Annotated in this window: 12 protein-coding genes; 4 read left to right on the top strand and 8 right to left on the bottom strand. The window is 66.3% G+C overall.

All coding sequences use genetic code 11. The features are described 5' to 3' along the window. Window positions 1-127: 127 nt before the first annotated feature. The 3 genes from B7L05_RS07125 to B7L05_RS07115 all read left to right on the top strand — a co-directional run bounded on the left by B7L05_RS07125 (window position 128) and on the right by B7L05_RS07115 (window position 4135). Complete coding sequence (locus B7L05_RS07125) at window positions 128-1255, top strand: acyl-CoA dehydrogenase family protein (protein WP_085809594.1); 1128 nt, start codon at window positions 128-130, stop codon at window positions 1253-1255. Between the two features lie 148 nt (window positions 1256-1403). Beyond that, complete coding sequence (locus tag B7L05_RS07120) at window positions 1404-2306, top strand: acyl-CoA thioesterase II (protein ID WP_085809593.1); 903 nt, start codon at window positions 1404-1406, stop codon at window positions 2304-2306. Continuing rightward, window positions 2303-4135 carry a DUF885 family protein gene (locus tag B7L05_RS07115; protein ID WP_085809592.1) on the top strand — a complete coding sequence of 611 codons (1833 nt, stop codon included), beginning with the start codon at window positions 2303-2305 and terminating at the stop codon, window positions 4133-4135. Before B7L05_RS07120 ends, B7L05_RS07115 begins: the two co-directional genes overlap by 4 nt. Window positions 4136-4197: 62 nt before the next feature. Here the strand turns inward: B7L05_RS07115 and B7L05_RS07110 are convergent, their stop codons facing one another. The 5 genes from B7L05_RS07110 to B7L05_RS07090 all read right to left on the bottom strand — a co-directional run bounded on the left by B7L05_RS07110 (window position 4198) and on the right by B7L05_RS07090 (window position 9492). After that, window positions 4198-4995 carry an SDR family NAD(P)-dependent oxidoreductase gene (locus tag B7L05_RS07110; protein ID WP_085809591.1) on the bottom strand — a complete coding sequence of 266 codons (798 nt, stop codon included), beginning with the start codon at window positions 4993-4995 and terminating at the stop codon, window positions 4198-4200. 54 nt (window positions 4996-5049) lie between these two features. Then, a complete protein-coding gene (locus B7L05_RS07105) occupies window positions 5050-5814 on the bottom strand; it encodes an SDR family NAD(P)-dependent oxidoreductase (protein ID WP_085809590.1) in 765 nt (254 codons plus the stop codon). An 85-nt stretch (window positions 5815-5899) separates the two neighbouring features. Further along, on the bottom strand, window positions 5900-6970 hold the full coding sequence (locus tag B7L05_RS07100) for a phosphotransferase family protein (protein ID WP_085809589.1): 1071 nt from the start codon (window positions 6968-6970) through the stop codon (window positions 5900-5902). After that, a complete protein-coding gene (locus tag B7L05_RS07095; protein WP_085809588.1) occupies window positions 6967-8061 on the bottom strand; it encodes a Zn-dependent alcohol dehydrogenase in 1095 nt (364 codons plus the stop codon). Before B7L05_RS07095 ends, B7L05_RS07100 begins: the two co-directional genes overlap by 4 nt. 114 nt (window positions 8062-8175) lie before the next feature. Beyond that, window positions 8176-9492 (bottom strand): acyl-CoA dehydrogenase family protein, encoded by a 1317-nt coding sequence (locus tag B7L05_RS07090; protein ID WP_085809587.1) that lies wholly within the window; start codon window positions 9490-9492, stop codon window positions 8176-8178. Window positions 9493-9645: 153 nt separating this feature from the next. On the opposite strand from B7L05_RS07090, the gene B7L05_RS07085 reads away from it, so the two are divergent. Further along, window positions 9646-10890: a TetR/AcrR family transcriptional regulator gene (locus B7L05_RS07085; RefSeq protein WP_085809586.1), complete on the top strand. Its 1245-nt coding sequence runs from the start codon at window positions 9646-9648 to the stop codon at window positions 10888-10890. A 69-nt stretch (window positions 10891-10959) separates the two neighbouring features. Here the strand turns inward: B7L05_RS07085 and B7L05_RS07080 are convergent, their stop codons facing one another. From B7L05_RS07080 to B7L05_RS07070, 3 genes are all read right to left on the bottom strand, one after another. Further along, window positions 10960-12261, bottom strand: a complete 1302-nt coding sequence (locus B7L05_RS07080) for an MFS transporter (RefSeq protein WP_085809585.1) — start codon at window positions 12259-12261, stop codon at window positions 10960-10962. 115 nt (window positions 12262-12376) lie between these two features. Continuing rightward, window positions 12377-15424, bottom strand: coding sequence for a TonB-dependent receptor domain-containing protein (locus B7L05_RS07075; protein ID WP_179187146.1), 3048 nt, complete (start codon window positions 15422-15424; stop codon window positions 12377-12379). 171 nt (window positions 15425-15595) lie between these two features. Beyond that, window positions 15596-16660 carry an acyl-CoA dehydrogenase family protein gene (locus B7L05_RS07070; RefSeq protein ID WP_085809583.1) on the bottom strand — a complete coding sequence of 355 codons (1065 nt, stop codon included), beginning with the start codon at window positions 16658-16660 and terminating at the stop codon, window positions 15596-15598. Between the last annotated feature and the right edge of the window lie 50 nt (window positions 16661-16710).

The following is a 16710-nucleotide window of genomic DNA, read 5'->3' as shown; positions in this document are numbered from 1 at the left end:
TGAGGAGGTGCCGAGCGCAGCGCGGTAGCGTCTCGAAGAGCATGTTCTTCGAGACGCCTCTTCGCTCTCGCTCAGCCCTCCTCGGCACGAACGGCTGATTGGTACATTCTCTTTTTCGGAGTGCGAGATGCCTCTTTTCCTGAACGACGATCAGACCATGTTGCGCGACACCGCGCGCGATTTCGTCGCCGATGCCGCTCCCGTCAGCCACATGCGCAAGCTGCGCGATGCGAAGGACGAGACCGGCTTCAGCCGCGACCTGTGGAAGCAGTTCGCCGACATGGGCTTCACCGGCATCCTCGTCGGTGAGGAGCACGGTGGGCTCGGCCTCGGCCACGTCGAGGCTGGCGTGGTGCTCGAGGAAATCGGCCGCAACCTTTCGCCGTCGCCCTTCCTGCAGACCGCCGTCGCCGCGGTCGAGGCGCTGAAGGGCACGCCGCACGCGGAGCGATGGTTCCCTGGCATTGTCGCAGGTGAGACCGTCGCGGCGCTCGCGCTCGACGAGGGCGCCAAGTTCCGCGCCTCGGTCGGCCTGAAGGCAGAGCGCTCGGGTAACGGCTTCAAGCTCACCGGCGCGAAACAGTTCGTCCACCACGGCCATGTTGCGGACTTCGTCATCGTCTCCGCGCGCACCGCCGGCGCGGCGGACGATCAGGACGGCGTCACGCTCTTCGCGGTGCCCAAGGACGCCGCCGGAATGACGGCGCGCGCCGAGCGACTGGCGGATGCGAGCCTCGCCGCCCGCATCGAGTTCGACGGCGTCGAGGTCGATGCCGACGCGGTGATCGGCGAGGTCGACGCCGGGCGCAATCCGCTCGATCGCCTGCTGCGCGCCGGCCGCGCGGGTGCCGCGGCGGAGATGCTGGGTGTCGGTGCTGGCGCGATGGACATGACGATCGGCTACATCAAGGAGCGCAAGCAGTTCGGCACGCTGATCGGCAGCTTCCAGGCGCTGCAGCACCGCGCCGCCCACCTCTACAGCGAGATGGAAGTGGCGCGCGCCGCGGTCCTTAAGGCACAGCAGCTGCTCGACGCTGGTGACGACAAGGCCGATGCCGCTGTCTCGGTCGCCAAAGCGATGACCGGGCTCGCGACGATGCTCAGCGTTCAGGAAGGCATTCAGATGCACGGCGGCATCGGCATGACCGACGAGTACGACATCGGCTTCTACATGAAGCGCCAGCGCGTGCTCGCCGAGCTGTTCGGCGATGCCAATTACCACGCCGATCGCCTCGCACAGGCTGCCGGCTACTGATCGTGATCGATCCTCCTTCCCGCATCCGGGCGGAAGGATCGCAGTCGCAGGGAACGGTGGAGGGGCTGTCCCCAGGCGAAGCGCTCGTGGCGGCTCCCCACCACCCTGCCTCGCGTGGTACCCCTCCCCGTATCGGGGAGAAGAAGACTTGAACGACACGCCGCCCACCGTCGAGGCGCTCGCCGCCGATCTCGTCGACCTGCTCGACGTCGAAGAGATCGACACCGATCTGTATCGCGGCCGCCGATCGCGCGGCGGCGTCGGGCGGGTCTTCGGCGGCCAGGTGATCGCGCAGGCGCTGCAGGCGGCACAGCGCTCGACCGACGAGCCAAAGGTTGCGCACTCGCTGCACGCCTATTTCATGCGGCCGGGCGACGAGAACTTCCCGATCATCTACCGTGTCGTGCGCGATTTCGAAGGCCGAAGCTTCGCCACCCGGCGCGTGATCGCGATGCAGCGCGGCGCACCAATCCTCAATCTCGCCTGCTCGCTGCAAACGCCGGAGGAGGGCTTTCATCACCAGGATGCGATGCCCGACGTGCCAGCGCCCGAGAGCCTACCGACCGAGGCGGAACTGCGCGCGCGCGACGCCGTGCATCTGCCCGAGAAGCAGCGCCGCATGGTCACCCGCCCACGTCCGATCGAGATACGTCCGGTCTATCCGCGCAAATGGTTCAATCCGACGCCGACCGAGCCGATCCAGCACAGCTGGTTCCGCGTCGTCGCGCCGATCGGCGATGATCCCGCGATGCACCGTGCGATCCTCTCCTATGCCTCGGATATGGCGCTACTCGGCACGTGCATGCTGCCGCACGGCGTCAATTGGACGACCCCCGGCTTCCAGAGCGCGAGCCTCGACCACTCGATCTGGCTGCACGAGGCGTTCCGTGCCGACGAATGGCTGCTCTACGCCACCGACAGTCCCTGGGCCGGCCACGCGCGCGGCATGAACCGCGGGCAGATCTTCACCCGCGATGGGCGCCTTGTCGCGACGGTCGCGCAGGAAGGGCTGATCCGCCAGCGCGCACCCAAGCCCGAGGCGAGCGCATGAGCCTCGATCGACGCGGCTTCCTCGGCGGCGCGGCAGCGCTCGCCGCGACGACGCCGTTTGGCGCGCAGGCCGCCGCTCCAACTGCCGATACGAAGGCGCTGGCGGCACTCGATCGTCACGCCGAGGCGCTGCTGGCGGACTATCCCGAGAGCGCCGCCTACCTCGGCCTCGACAGCGGAAAGCGCGCCGCGCTCAAGGCGAAGCTTACCGATCGCAGCGCGCGCGCCGACGCCGCGCGACGCGACCGCGCGGTGAAGCGGCTCGCAGAGCTCAGGCGGCTCGACCTGCGCGGCCTCAGCCCCGCGGTCGCGGTTCACGTCGAGACAGTCATGGCCGCGCACGAGATCGGGGTAGAGGGTTGGCGCCGGATGCCGGTGGGCGACATGGCGCTGCTGTCGAACAACAACTTCCGCTCGACACCCTATATCGTGACACAGGGCAACGGCGCGTTCGTCGACACGCCCGATCTGCTCGAGAACAAGCACCAGGTCGCCGGCCGCGCCGATGCGGAGGCCTATATCGCGCGGCTCGAGGCCTATGCCGTCCAGCTCGCCGACGAGACCGAGCGCGTGCGTGCCGATGCGGCGCGCGGCGTTTTGCTTCCCGCGGCGTTCAACGACATCACCGTCGCGCAGCTGCGCGCGGGCGCCGCGCAGCCGGTACGCGAGCAGGGCATGATCCGCAGCTTCGGCGAGAAGACCGCCGCTGCCGGGCTCGGCTCCGACTGGCAGGCACGCGCCACGACGATCGTCGAGCGCCGCATCGCGCCTGCCTTGGCGGCACAGGCCGACGCGATCGCGGCCCTGCGCGCCCGCGCACCTGCCGATGTCGGCATGTGGCGTCAGCCCGATGCCGCATCCCGCTACGCATGGCTGGTCGAGGCGAGCACCACTACGAAGCGGACGCCCGAGGAAATCCATCAGTCGGGGCTTGACCAGTGCCGCGCCTATGCCGCCGAGCTCGACCCGCTGCTCCGCGCGCAGGGCCTGTCGAAGGGCACCGCCGGCGAGCGGCTCGCCGCACTGGGCCAGCGCCCCGATCTGCTATTCCCCGACAGCGACGACGGGCGCGCCGCCCTGCTTGCCTATCTGGAACAGATCGTGGCGCGACTTCGCCCACGGCTGCCGCAGGCGTTCGGCAAGCTGGTGCGCGGCAATCTCGTCATCAAGCGCGTTCCGCCGGCGATCCAGAACGGCGCGCCGAATGGCTATGCCGGCCCTGGCGCGCTCGATGGATCGACGCCCGGTATCTATTATATCAACCTGCGTGACATGGCGAACTGGCCGCGCTTGGGCCTCCCCTCGCTGACCTTCCACGAGGGCATCCCCGGGCATATCTGGCAGGGCGAATATACCTTCGATCTGCCGCTGATCCGCACGCTGCTCGGCTTCAACGCTTACTCGGAAGGCTGGGGCCTCTATGCCGAGCAGATCGGCGACGAGCTCGGCTATTACGCCGACGATCCGCTCGGCCGGATTGGCTATCTCCAGTCGATGAACTTCCGCGCCGCACGTCTCGTCGTCGATACCGGGCTGCACCACAAGCGCTGGACCGCGGACCAAGCGACGCGCTGGCTGATGGCCGCGACCGGCTTCACCGAGAGCCGCGCGCGGTCCGAGGTGAACCGCTACTGCGTGTGGCCCGGCCAGGCGCTCGGCTACAAGATGGGGCACAACGAGATCAATCGGTTGCGCGACGATGCCAAAGCGCGGCTCGGCGCCCGCTTCGACGTGCGCGGCTTCAACGACGTTGTGGTGCAAGCGGGCGGCATGCCGCTCGGCGTGCTCGGCAAGATCGTGGACCGCTGGGTCGCGTCACAGGCGCGCTGACGGCGCCTTCACGAACGTGTGGCAACCGGGCCAGGTGATCGATCACCCGCCCCGTGTTGCGGTCAGGCGGTGGTGCGACCGTACTCCTGCCGCGTCACCGGATGGCTCGATGACAGACCACCGTCGACCGCGATCGCCTGCCCGTTGACGTAGCTCGCCTCGTCCGACGCGAGGAACAGCGCGACGCGCGCCAGTTCCTCGGGCTGCGCGCCGCGACGCAGCGGGTTGAGTCGACCGACGCGATCCATCTTCCCCGCATCGCGCGCATAGTCGAACACCGACTTGGTCATGCCGGTTTCGGTCAGCCCCGGGCAGATCGCGTTCACCCGCACGTTCGATCCCGACAATTGCTGCGCCGAAACCTGCGCCAGATTGATCACGCCTGCCTTGGACGCCGAATAGGCCGGTGATCCCGCGCCGGACCGAATGCCGGCAACGCTAGCGGTGAGGATGATCGCGCCCTTGCCGCGCTCCGCGATCCGCGGCGCGGCATGCTTGATCGCCAGGAACGGCCCGATCACGTTGACGCGAAGCACCTCGGTGATCAGCGCGACATCGGTGTCGAAGATGTTGGCCATGCCGCCCGAAATCCCGGCGTTGGCGAACATCACGTCGAGCCCGCCGAACTTCTCGCACGCCGCCGCGACGGTGCGTACGACATCCTCCTCTCTGCCGGCGTCCATCTCGATCGCATGGGCTGCGCCACCGCTCGCCCGGATCGCGTCCGCCGTCGCCTCGGCGCCGGTCTTGTCGGCGACGATCACCTGTCCGCCCTCGGCGGCGAACAGCGTCGCGGCGGCACGACCGATGCCCGACCCTGCGCCGGTGACGATGATCGACTTGCCTTCGAACCTTGCCATTCCACCCTCCATTTCGCCGATCCTCTGTCCCGCGCCCGCCGCGCCGGCCCGATGCTAGATCGTCACGCCGCCGTCGATCACGAGCGTCTGCCCGGTCATGAACCCGCTCGCCTTGGACGCGAGATAGACGACCGCGCCCGCGATCTCGTCGGGCTCGCCGATGCGCCGCAGTGGCGTGGTGCGGTTGCGCTCGGCCACCGCCGCCTCGTCCTCCCAAAGGGCCTTGGCGAAATCGGTCTTGATCAGGCCCGGCGCGATGCAGTTCACCCTGATGCCGTGCTTGCCATATTCGTGCGCGAGGTTGCGGGCGAGCTGCATGTCGGCCGCCTTGCTGATGCAATAGGCGCCGATCACCGTCGATCCGCGGAGGCCGCCGATAGAGGAGACGATCACGATCGATCCCTCCCCGCGCTCCTTCATCTCGGGCGCGACCATCGTGATCAGCCAGTGGTTCGACAGGATGTTGTTGTCGAGGATCTTGCGGAACTGCTCGTCCGCGATCCCTTCCTGCGGCCCGTAATAGGGATTGGACGCGGCGTTGCAGACGAGGCAGTCGATCCGCCCGAACGCGCGCCGGCTCTCGTCGACGAGGTTCTGGAGCGCCGCCTTGTCCGAGATGTTCGCGGCGACCGCGATCGCGGTGCCATTGCCGAAGCGCGCGTTGATCTCGTCCGCCACCGCCTGCGACGCATCCTGCTTGCGGCTCGATATCACCACCTTCGCGCCCTGCTCGGCGCAGGCGATCGCGCTGGCCTTGCCGATCCCGCGCGACGATCCGGTGATGACGACGACTTTGCCTGTCAGATCGAATAGGCTCATCAACCCTGTTCCCTAGCTGATTGTAACGGATGGCGACGCGGGAACGGGCGCGCCGTGCGAGGCTGCGCCTTCCCCCGCCTGCCGCTCAGGCGCCTGCCTTGACCGCGGAGTCCCACGCGGCGTCGGCGAGCATCGGCACCCGCGCGCTGGTTGCCTCGGCGCTCGCGCTGGAGGCCGTACCGATCAGGAAGCGTTTGCGGATCCCCTGAACGATCGACGCCAGCCGGAACAGGTTGAACGCCAGCAGCCAGTTTAGATCGGGAACGCCATCGCGTCCGGTCTTCTCGCAGTAGCGCGCGACGACTTCGTCGACCGTCGGGATGCCCGTTTCAGGTCCGGTTAGCCCCATCACGCCCGATCGTCCCTCGGGCTGCGTGACCCAACTGATCAAGAAATAGCTGAGGTCCGCCAGCGGATCGCCCGTGGTGCACAATTCCCAGTCGAGCACCGCGGCAACCCGCGGCTCGAGCCCTGGCGCGAACTTCATGTTGTCGCAGCGATAGTCGCCGTGGACGATCGTGCTGCGCGTCTGCTCGGGGATCGTCCGCGGCAGCCACTCGATCAGCCGCTCCATCGCCGGCATATGCTCGGTCTCGGCGCCGCGATATTGTTTCGTCCAGCGGCTCACCTGCCGTTCGAAGTAATTGCCCGGTCGCCCGAAATCCTCGAGGCCCGTCTCTTTCAGATCGACGTTGTGCAGCGCTGCCAGCGTATCGATCATCGCGTGATAGTGCGCGCGCCGGGTGTCGGCATCCATGCCCGGGAACGATCCGTCCCAGATCGTCCTGCCGTCGACCATCTCCATCACGTAGAAGGCCGAACCGATGACGCTATCGTCCTCGCACAGGCCGTACTGCCGCGGCACCGGGAAGCCCGTCGGGTGAAGCGCGGCCATGACGCGATATTCGCGATCGACCTGGTGCGCCGATGGCAGCAATTCGCCCATCGGCTTGCGCCGGAGCACGTAATTGCGATCCGGCGTCATCAGCTTGTACGTCGGGTTGGACTGCCCGCCCGCGAATTTCGCGTAGCTCAGCGGGCCGGCGAAGTCGGGGACGTGATCCGCCATCCATGCCGACAGGCGATCGGTATCCAGCCGATCGCGCTCGCTAACCTCCGTCTGCAGGCTGGTGTCCTGCGCCGTCGCCGTCGTCATTGATCGAACACGATCACGCTGCGCGTCGCGTCGCCCTTGCGCAGTTCGTCGAATGCGTCGTTGATCCGCGAAAGCGGCAGGCGCTCGGCGATGATCGTGTCGAGATCGAGCAGCCCGCGCATGTAGAAGTCGACCAGCCGCGGGATATCGACCGGGAAACGATTGGATCCCATGATCCCCCCCTGGAGCTTCTTGCCTGACAGCAACTCCATCGCGGAAAGGCCGACCTTCTGATCGAGCGGCATCATGCCCAGTATCGTCGCGGTGCCGCCGCGGCGAAGCACGTCGACGGTCGTCTGCGCCGATTGCGGACGCCCGACGGCCTCGATCGCATGATGGACGCCGCCCTTGGTCAGCTCCACCACCTCTTGGACGACGTTGTTCGCCATCGGATCGAAGGTGTGCGTTGCGCCCAGCTTCTCGGCGACGGCGCGCTTCTCGGGCACGGGATCGAGCGCGATGATCTTGCCAGCGCCGGCGATCTTCGCCGCGTTGACTGCTGCAAGGCCGATACCGCCGCAGCCGACGATGCACACCGTCTCGCCCGGCGTCACGTCGGTGGTGTTGAACACCGCTCCCGCCCCCGTCGTCACCGCACAGCCGATCAGTGCGGCGCGATCGAGCGGCATTTCCGGATCGATCGCGACGCACGCATGCTCGTGCACCAGCATCTGCTCGGCGTAGGCGGACAGATTGAGCATCTGGTTGACGTTGCCGCCATTCGCGAGGCGAAGGCGCGGTTCGCTGGTCTGCCCGCGCCTCGTCTCCGCGCTGACGCACAGGAACATGCGGCCGGTGATGCAGAATTCGCAGTGGCCGCAGAACGCGCTCAGGCACGTGACGACCGCATCGCCCACCTTCACCGTGCGCACTTCGTCGCCCACCGCCTCGACGATCCCGGCTGCCTCGTGGCCCGGAATGGCCGGCAGCGGATGCGGATAGGCGCCGTCGACGAAGTGGAGGTCGGATCGGCACACGCCGCACGCGACGGTGCGGATCAGCACCTCGTGCGGGCCGGGCTTGGAGACGACGACGTCTTCGATCTGAAGCGGCGCCTTGGTTTCGAAAATTACTGCGGCCTTCACCCTCATTCCCCTTCGAAGCCGTCCTAGAGAACCTGCCGCCGATCTGCTCTCCGTCGCCTCGATGAGCGGGAAGAGCAGGTCGCTGAACGGTTCGGAACGACGGCGCTTACTTCCTCCGGCTCAGCGCGAGACGCCGATATCGCCGCTCGACACCTCCGCGGTGCGCGGCGCGCCGCGATCGTTGGCGATCTCGGCCTTCCAGTCACCGTATTTGCCGAACTCGTTGCGCGCGATCGTTCGCGCGTGAACCTCGTCGGGCCCATCGGCGAGGCGCAGCGTGCGCTGCGATGCCCAGGCGTGCGCAAGACCGAAATCCTCCGCAACGCCGCCGCCGCCGTGCGCCTGCACCGCGTCGTCGAGGATGCGCAGCGCCATGTTCGGCGCGAAGACCTTGATCATCGCGATTTCCTGCAGCGCCGCCTTGTTGCCGGCGTGATCCATCGTCTGCGCCGCCTTGAGGCACAGCAGGCGCGTCATCTCGATCTCGATGCGGCCCTGCGCGATCCGCTGCTCCCACACCGAATGGTCCGAGATGCGCTTGCCGAAGGCGACGCGGCTCAGCAGCCGCTTGGCCATCTTCTCGAGGCCGACCTCGGCGACGCCGATCGTGCGCATGCAATGGTGGATGCGGCCCGGCCCGAGCCGCCCCTGCGCGATCTCGAAGCCGCGTCCCTCGCCCAGCAGCACGTTCTCCACCGGCACGCGGACGTTGGTGAAGCTCACTTCGCCGTGCCCGTGCGGCGCGTGATCGTAGCCGTAGACCGACAGCATGCGCTCGATCTTGATGCCGGGCGTGTCCATCGGCACCAGGATCTGGCTCTGCTGCTGGTGGCGCGAGCCCTCGAAGCTCGTCTTGCCCATCAGGATGCCGATCTTGCAGCGCGGATCGCCGACGCCAGACGACCACCACTTGCGGCCGTTGATGACGTACTCATCGCCGTCACGCTCGATCCGCGTCTCGATGTTGGTCGCATCGGACGAGGCGACCGCCGGCTCGGTCATGAAGAAGACCGAGCGGATCTCGCCGTTCATCAGCGGGCGGAGCCACTTCTCCTTCTGCTCGAGCGTACCGTAGCGGTGCAGCACTTCCATGTTGCCCGTATCGGGCGCCGAACAGTTGAAGCACTCGCTGGCCCAGCCGATCTTGCCCATCTCCTCGGCGCACAGTGCGTACTCAAGGTTGGTGAGCTGCGTGCCTTCGAACTCGAACGTGTCGTCGACATGCTGCTGTCCCGAATGCGGCGGCATGAAGAAATTCCACAGCCCGGCGGCCTTGGCCTTTTCCTTCACTTCCTCGATCACCGGGATCACCTTCCAGCGATCGCCATGATGCGCCTGCTCGTGATATTCGGCCTGACGCGGCGCGATTTCCGCCTCGATAAAGGCTCGGACGCGATCCCGGAAATAGGTCTCGCGTTCGGTCAGGGTGAAATCCATGGCATCCCTCCGCTCGCTGTTTGACGCGGCTGTAAAGCGTACCGCATCTTCGGTAAAGCACCTGATTTAGGCTAGATCGCCGTGGCAAGCGCTTTGCCGCAAGCACATGCGAAAGGGACTGGTTCTTCGAAAAATCACTGCTACGATCGCGCGATGCAGGCTCAGGGGGAACCGGGCGGCGACGGAGAGGAGATCGGCACGCGCCGCTTCCGGGCGAAGCGCGAAGCCATTCTTGCCGCCGCTGCAGACGCGATCAACGAACAAAGTGCGAAGGGCATGACGTTCGCCGACGTCGCACGTCGCGTCGGGCTGAATACCACCAGCGTCACCTATTATTTCAAGCGCAAGGAAGATCTGGCGGCAGCGGCATTCGAGCATACGCTCGATTACCTTCTCGTCATGCTCGACACCGCGATGGAGGCGCCGACGCCTGAGGCACGCGTCGAGCGGTATCTGGCGCTCAATATGGCGCGGCTCGCACGCGTGCGTCGCGGCGAGGAACGACAGATCGCCGGCCTGTCCGACCTGCGCGCCATGGACGAACCTGTCCGCGGGCGGCTGATGGCCGGCTGGCGCGAGGTATTCCGGCGCGCCCGCGGGCTATGGGGACCAGTGCACGGCCGCGCGCAGACCGATCTCAACGGTGCGCGTGCGCACGTGCTGATGGAAAACACCTTCTGGCTGCCCGTCTGGCTGCCGCGCTACGAACCTGACCAACTTGGCCGTGTCGAGGCGCGCGTGATGGAAGTGTTCCGCCACGGCCTTGCGACACCTAATGCGCGCTGGGCGCCCCGCCCTGTCGAACTGCCACGTGATCCCGCCGAGGGGCGCGATGCCTTCCTGCTCGCCGCTACGCGGCTGATCAACGAGCTAGGCTATCGCGGCGCATCGGTGCAACGGATCGCCAGCGCGCTCAACGTCACCAAGGGCAGCTTTTACCATCACCTCGACGCGAAGGATGATCTCGTCATCGCCTGCTATCGGCGCAGCTTCGATACGATCTCCGCGGCGCAGCGTCTCGCAGACGAGCAAGGCGGCACCCAATGGGAACGGCTGTCCGCGATGTTCGCGACGCTGCTCGGCGTGCAATTCTCCGAACTGGGCCCGCTGCTGCGCACGACGGCGCTCAGCGGGCTGCCGACCGCGGAGCGCGCGACGATGGTCGATCGCTCCAACCGTATCGCACGCCGTTTCGCCGGTACGATCTCCGACGGGGTTGCCGAGGGCACGGTGCGCGCGGTCGACCCGCTGGTCGCGAGCCAGCTCGTCATGGCGTTCCTCAACGCCGCCTTTGACATGCGGAAATGGGCCTGGTCCATGCCGACCGATCGGGCGATCGCGCTCTACGCCTCGACATTGGCGTTCGGCATGTTCGACGATCGCGTGATCGACGGCTAGTCACCGTACGGGCGAGGGTTCGCCAGCGTGCGAACGAGGCGAGCGGTGATCCGCCCGCCTCCCGATCGATCAGACGTTCGCGCGACGCATCAGCACGCCCGCACGCCAATAGTGGAAGATGCCGAGCGGCGTCAGCATCGCGACCGAGAACATCGCCCAGCGCAGCGACTCCGCACCATAGGTCGGTCGCAGGATATCGCTGACCTGCCCCACGATGAAAGGCCCCAGCCCCAGTCCGAGCAGGCTCGTCGCGAGCAGCGTCAGCGCCGCCCAGGTCGACCGCAGCCGCAGCGGTGCGAGGTGCTGGATCATCGCATAGGTCGGCCCGATGTACGCGCCGGCGAAGATTGCGGCGATGAAGTATGAGCCGAGCGCGAGCCACAGGTCATCGACGAAGTAGAAGGCGAGCGCGAAGGGGAACGCGACGACCTTCATGATCGCGACGACGTAACTCTGCGCGAAGATGCCATGGCGCTTCGCCGCGCGGTCACACAGCCACCCGCCGAGCAGCGCCGAGCCGCCGGCGACAAAGGCGGCGGGCAATGCGACGTATTTGGACACGTCGAGCATCGACATGCCGAGCGAGCGCTGCATGTAGCTCGGGCCCCAGCCAGTCACGGCATAGCCGATCAGCGAGGTGACGGTGATCGCCGCGACCAGGTGGAACGCCGCGCGGTTGCGCCACATCTCGCCGATCCCCTGCCACAGGCTCACCGCCGGCTGATCGGCGATCGGCGCCGCCGCCGGCCCGTCGGACAAGCCACGACGCGGCTCGACCACGAAAAGCTTCATGATGATGGCGAGCGCCACGCCCGGCAGCCCGACGACCATCATCGCAACGCGCCAGCCATAGGAATGCGCGACGAACCCACCGATGACGATGCCGAGACCGCCCCCGAGCAGCACGCCGAGCGAGTAGATCGCCATCGCACTCGCCCGCTTCTCGGGCGGATAGAGGTCGGCGATGATCGACTGGCTCGGGGGGCCGAACCCCGCTTCGCCGATGCCAACGCCGATGCGGGCGAACATCAGCTGGACGAAATTCTGCGCCAATCCGCACACTGCGGTCATCAGGCTCCAGAACGCGAGGCTGATCGCGATGATGTTGCTGCGGCTCGACCGATCGGCGAGCCGCGCGATCGGCAGGCCGAGTGTCGCGTAAAACAGCGCGAAGACGAGACCCGACAGCAGCCCCAGCTGCGTGTCGGAGAGCTTGAGGTCGGCCTTGATCGATTCGAGCAGGATCGAGAGGATCTGCCGGTCCATGAAGCTGAAGAAATAGGCGGTGGTCAGGAGCGCCAGGGTCCAGCCGCGACGGCGGAGCGCCCGCGCGTCGCGCCCCTCGGGCGACAACGTGGTGCTGGCATCCATGCGATCTCTCCTAACTCAACGTCTTGTTCGGCCTAGCCTATCTGCGGCCCGCCCGATCGTCAGTATGCATCGAGGGGGCGGCAACGTTTCGTCACGATGCCGCCCCGCCCGCGCATTAGAACGCCTGCGACACGCCCGCTTTCAGCGTGAAGCCGAGCGGCGACGCGGTGAAGCTGTCATAGTTCGGATCGAGCCGCGCGAACGGCGGATCGCGATCGAAGATGTTGACCGCCGCAAGCGTGAACGTCGTGCCGCTTTCGAGCGCGAGACGATAGGTCGCGTCGAACGTCCGCCACGAACCGATCTCCTTGCCGCGCGTCACCGACGCGCCGCCGAGTGCGCCAAGGTTCGGGCCGTAGATCGCGGCGCCGCGCTGATCGGTGTAGCCGTCGACATAGTTGAACTGCAGGCGCAGCGAGTGCGGACCCGCATCGCCCTGGACGTACCAATTGCCACGCCACTGCGGAATCGGATACGCCGTCGTCTGGAAGTTCAACAGGCCGACCGCGTTGAACGCCGGCTGCACCAGGATGTTCTCCACGATCAGGTCATCGATCTTATAATCGATGACGTAGGTCGCGGCCCCGCCGACAGTGATACGCGCTGGGCCCAGCTCGCCGCGGTAACTGGCGGTGAAATCGAGGCCCGATGTCTTCACATTGGCGCTGTTGAAGACCTGCGTGCGCAGGCGGCTGACGTTGTTGATCCCGCAGCCGGCGGCGTTGAAGGTGAAACGCGATTGCAGCGCAGCAAACGCGGGATTGCCGCAATTGGCCGTGCCGCTGGCGCCGAATAGCGCCGTGGCAAGACCCGACACCGGCTCCGATTCAATCGGCCCCTTGAAGTCGTAGCGCCAGTAATCGAGGCTGGCGTTGAACGGGCCGCTGTCGATCAGCACGCCGCCATTGTAGGTCGTCGCGCTCTCCGGCTCCAGATTGGGATTGCCGAATACCTCGACGGCGCGGAAGCCGGTGCCGATCACCTGTAGCGACACGCCCGATCCCGACAGGTTCTGCGGCGGCGGGCCGCGGAAACTGCTGCCCACGCCGCCGCGCAGCCCGAGCCAATCGGTGAGCTCGATCTTCACGCGCGCTTGTGGGTCGAAGGTCGAACCCACGTTGCCGCGATAATCCTCGTAACGCGCCGACAGCTGAAGATTGATCGCATCGATGATCGGGACCTGCAACTCGGCGAACAGCGCATAGACGTCAGCCTGGGCGAAACGCTGGAAGTTCGTGCCCAAGAAGCCGAGCGCGCCCGTTAGCGGATTGCACGTCGCATTGGGATTGAGCGGTGTGCCCGGACACGGATTGGTCGCAAGGTTAGCGTCAGCATTCAACTGCGTGCTGAAGGTGTTTTTGCGATATTGGGCACCTATCGCGAAGCCGATATCCTTGTCCGCCCACAGCCGCAGCCCCGTACGCCCGGACAGCGCGAAATCCCCGACGAACTGACGCGTGCGGATCTGCGTGTTGGGCGTGCGGAAGAAAAGATCGATCGTCGAAAGATCGTTGATGAGCCCTGCCCCCGGCGCCAGGTTGAACCCGGCCGGATTGCGCGTCCCAGCATAATTTGGGTTTGCGACATCGGTGACAGCGTTGCGCGGCACGCCGGTCGAGAAGGGGTTGAAGTACGTGCACCCGTTGGTGCCCGCCAGTGCCGCGAGTTGCGCCGCGCTGAGCCCCGCGCGGGACGCTGTCGACGCATAGGCGCAGGTCGGCCCGCCGAAACCGGCAAGCGCGTTCTGCAAAAGATCACCGAACGTATCGGTGCCGTCGTAGTCGCGAAGATATTCGCTGAACGTGAAGCCCGTCGAGAAGTCGAGGTTGTCGGTCAGCCGCACGTTGGCTTCCGCGGTGAAGCGCAGCGCCTCCGTATCACGCTTCGATACCGCCGAACCGCGATCGTTGCTGCCGTTGTCGAACAGCGGATTGCCGCCCAGCAGGAATGGGCGGAAAAGCACGGGCAGGCCCGCAGCGCTGTCGAGCGCACCGGCGGCGTTCCGTGTGCATCCCGCCTGCGCACCATATAGCGTGCAATAGTCTCGCAGTGCGGGCGAGTAGCCGGGGATGATGAACAAGGCGCCGTTGCCGAATGCTGCATTGGTCGACGGCGGCAACGTCGGCAAATAACTCGGCGAGCTCGTTACCCGCGTATTCGTGAACGAGTACAGTCCGGTGAAGCGCAGTGACGCGTCGTCGGTCACGTCGAACTCGGTCTCAAGATAAGCCTGAAACCGCTCTTCGGGTTCGACCAGATTGTCGAACTGGCCGAAATTGGTGAAGCAGCGGTCGGTGTTCGATCCCGGCGCGCTGCGGAAGCCGCCCAGACCGGTACAGCCGAGATCGGTGGTCAGATTGATCCCGCCGACCGTGCCATTGAAGTCGAAGTTGCCGGGATTGCCGCCGCCAGTCCACGCGCCCTGCGGATTCGCCTGATACGGCTGCACGGCGAAGTCGCGATCGGTAAAGCGCAGCTCCGATCGACGCTGATACCCAACCGCGCCGAATACGCGAAAGCCGTCCTGCTTGTGCCCGAACGAGGCCGCGCCGCCGTAGTCGCCCTTTGAGCCGTCGATGTAGCGATAGTCGCCCGAGACCAGGAAGCCCTCCTGATCGGTGCGCGTGATGAAGTTGACCACGCCCGAGATCGCATCCGAGCCGTAGGTCGCCGCCGCGCCGTCCTTAAGGATCTCGACCCGTCCGATCGCGCCCGCCGGGAACATGTTGACGTCGACGATCGGGATGCCGAGACCCGACGGCACCATGCGCTTACCGTTGAGCAGCACCAGCGTGCGCTGCGGGCCGAGGCCACGCAGGTTGACCGAGGCAACGCCTTCGGAACCTTGCGCGCGAGTGTCGAACTGGTTCGCGTCACCCACCGTACCATTGGCAACGGTCAGGTTCTTGAGGAGGTCGACCACAGTCGGGGCGCCCTGCTTCGACAGTTCCTCGCTCGAGATAACGTCGACCGGCACCGCGAGATTTTCCGGCGTACCGCGGATCAGCGTGCCGGTGACGACGATGTCGGCGTTTGAGGATTGATCCGTGGCAGCCTGTGCCGGTTGGGGATCACCACCGATCTGCGCGTGTGCCGTGCCGATCGCCAGAGCCCAGGCAAGCGCAGCAGACGCGCTCGCTCGGGCGAAAGTCGCCTTCGCCATCATCACTCTCCCGTTGCCGATCAGCATCTATGCGTGCCGTACCGGTTCCTCGAATAGACGATGGCCTTCTCGCCGCGTCAAGCGGGTTCGTGTCGATTTGCAGGCGGCAACAGCAAAAGCGGCGGACATCGCCCGATGTCCGCCGCCATACCGTTCCTAATGAAACGAGTGTCAGTAACCGTTGAGCTTGGCGAAACGATCGCGATGGTAGGACGCGGTGCCCCACATCGTCTCAAGCGTTGCCGCACGCTTCAGGTACAGGCCGGCGTCATATTCGTCGGTCATGCCGACGCCGCCGTGGAGCTGCACCATCTCGCGGCTGACGAGGCGAAGCGTATCGTTCGCAGTCGCCTTGGCAAGGCTGACCGCCTGATCGACGTCCGAGCGCCCGGCATCGATCGCCTCGAGCGCACCCTCGACCGCCGACCGCATCAGCTCGAGCTCAGTCTTCATCTTTGCCATGCGGTGCTGCAGCGCCTGGAAGGTGGACAGCACCTGGCCGAACTGCACGCGCTGCTTGAGATAATCGAGCGTCTGCTCGAACGCGCTCTCCGCCATGCCGAGCATCTCGGCGGTCGTCACCGCGGTCGCGCGATCGACGATCGCCTGCGTCAGGTCGGTCCCGCCCAGCTTCTGCCCCAGCGCATCACTGAAGATAACATCGGCATGACTGCGGCTGTCGGCCATCTTGCGGGTGGAGACAGTGACGCCGTCACCCTTCGCGACGAGGTAAAGCCCGTCGGTCGCGGAGACGACGAACACGTCGGCGCCATCACCCTCCGCCACGAATTTCTTGGTGCCGCTGATCGTGCTGCCCGAGGCGCTCGTCGTCACCTTGCCGTCGTGGATCGGACCCTCGTCGATCGCGAGCGTCGCTACCGCTTCGCCCGAGGCGAGCTTCGGCAGCCACTCGCTCTTTGCCGCATCGACGCCGCCCATCGCGATCGCCGTCGCCGCGACCGCGGTGGACGACAGCGGGCTCACCGCCAGATTGCGCCCGAGCTGCTCGACGACGAGGCCGAGCGAGAGATAGCCGAACGCCGATCCCCCGAACTCCTCCGGAATGACGACGCCGGCCCAGCCCATCTGGCCGATGGTGCTCCAAGCTTCCGGATCGAAGCCCTTCGCCGGCGCCGCGTCGCGAAGCTTGCGAAACGCGGTGGTGGGCGATTCTTTATCGGCCCACTCGCGCGCCATGTCGCGGAGCATCACCTGTTCGTCGTTCAACGCTGCCATGTAACCCAACCCCTTTTCGAAGGACTTGCCGGGGAGGAGGAGCGTCGTTG

The sequence above is a fragment of the Sphingomonas sp. TZW2008 genome, from assembly GCF_002117915.1.
In the GTDB taxonomy this organism is placed as follows: Bacteria; Pseudomonadota; Alphaproteobacteria; order Sphingomonadales; family Sphingomonadaceae; genus Sphingomonas.
This window is presented reverse-complemented; position numbering and strand designations above follow the sequence as displayed.

Bases quoted from the DNA above. Each gene is read 5' to 3' on its own strand.
- B7L05_RS07125 (WP_085809594.1), top strand. From the start codon at position 128: ATGCCTCTTTTCCTGAACGACGATCAGACCATGTTGCGCGACACCGCG.
- B7L05_RS07115 (WP_085809592.1), top strand. From the start codon at position 2,303: ATGAGCCTCGATCGACGCGGCTTCCTCGGCGGCGCGGCAGCGCTCGCC.
- B7L05_RS07110 (WP_085809591.1), bottom strand. From the start codon at position 4,995: ATGGCAAGGTTCGAAGGCAAGTCGATCATCGTCACCGGCGCAGGGTCG.
- B7L05_RS07105 (WP_085809590.1), bottom strand. From the start codon at position 5,814: ATGAGCCTATTCGATCTGACAGGCAAAGTCGTCGTCATCACCGGATCG.
- B7L05_RS07100 (WP_085809589.1), bottom strand. From the start codon at position 6,970: ATGACGACGGCGACGGCGCAGGACACCAGCCTGCAGACGGAGGTTAGC.
- B7L05_RS07095 (WP_085809588.1), bottom strand. From the start codon at position 8,061: ATGAGGGTGAAGGCCGCAGTAATTTTCGAAACCAAGGCGCCGCTTCAG.
- B7L05_RS07090 (WP_085809587.1), bottom strand. From the start codon at position 9,492: ATGGATTTCACCCTGACCGAACGCGAGACCTATTTCCGGGATCGCGTC.
- B7L05_RS07085 (WP_085809586.1), top strand. From the start codon at position 9,646: ATGCAGGCTCAGGGGGAACCGGGCGGCGACGGAGAGGAGATCGGCACG.
- B7L05_RS07080 (WP_085809585.1), bottom strand. From the start codon at position 12,261: ATGGATGCCAGCACCACGTTGTCGCCCGAGGGGCGCGACGCGCGGGCG.
- B7L05_RS07075 (WP_179187146.1), bottom strand. From the start codon at position 15,424: ATGGCGAAGGCGACTTTCGCCCGAGCGAGCGCGTCTGCTGCGCTTGCC.
- B7L05_RS07070 (WP_085809583.1), bottom strand. From the start codon at position 16,660: ATGGCAGCGTTGAACGACGAACAGGTGATGCTCCGCGACATGGCGCGC.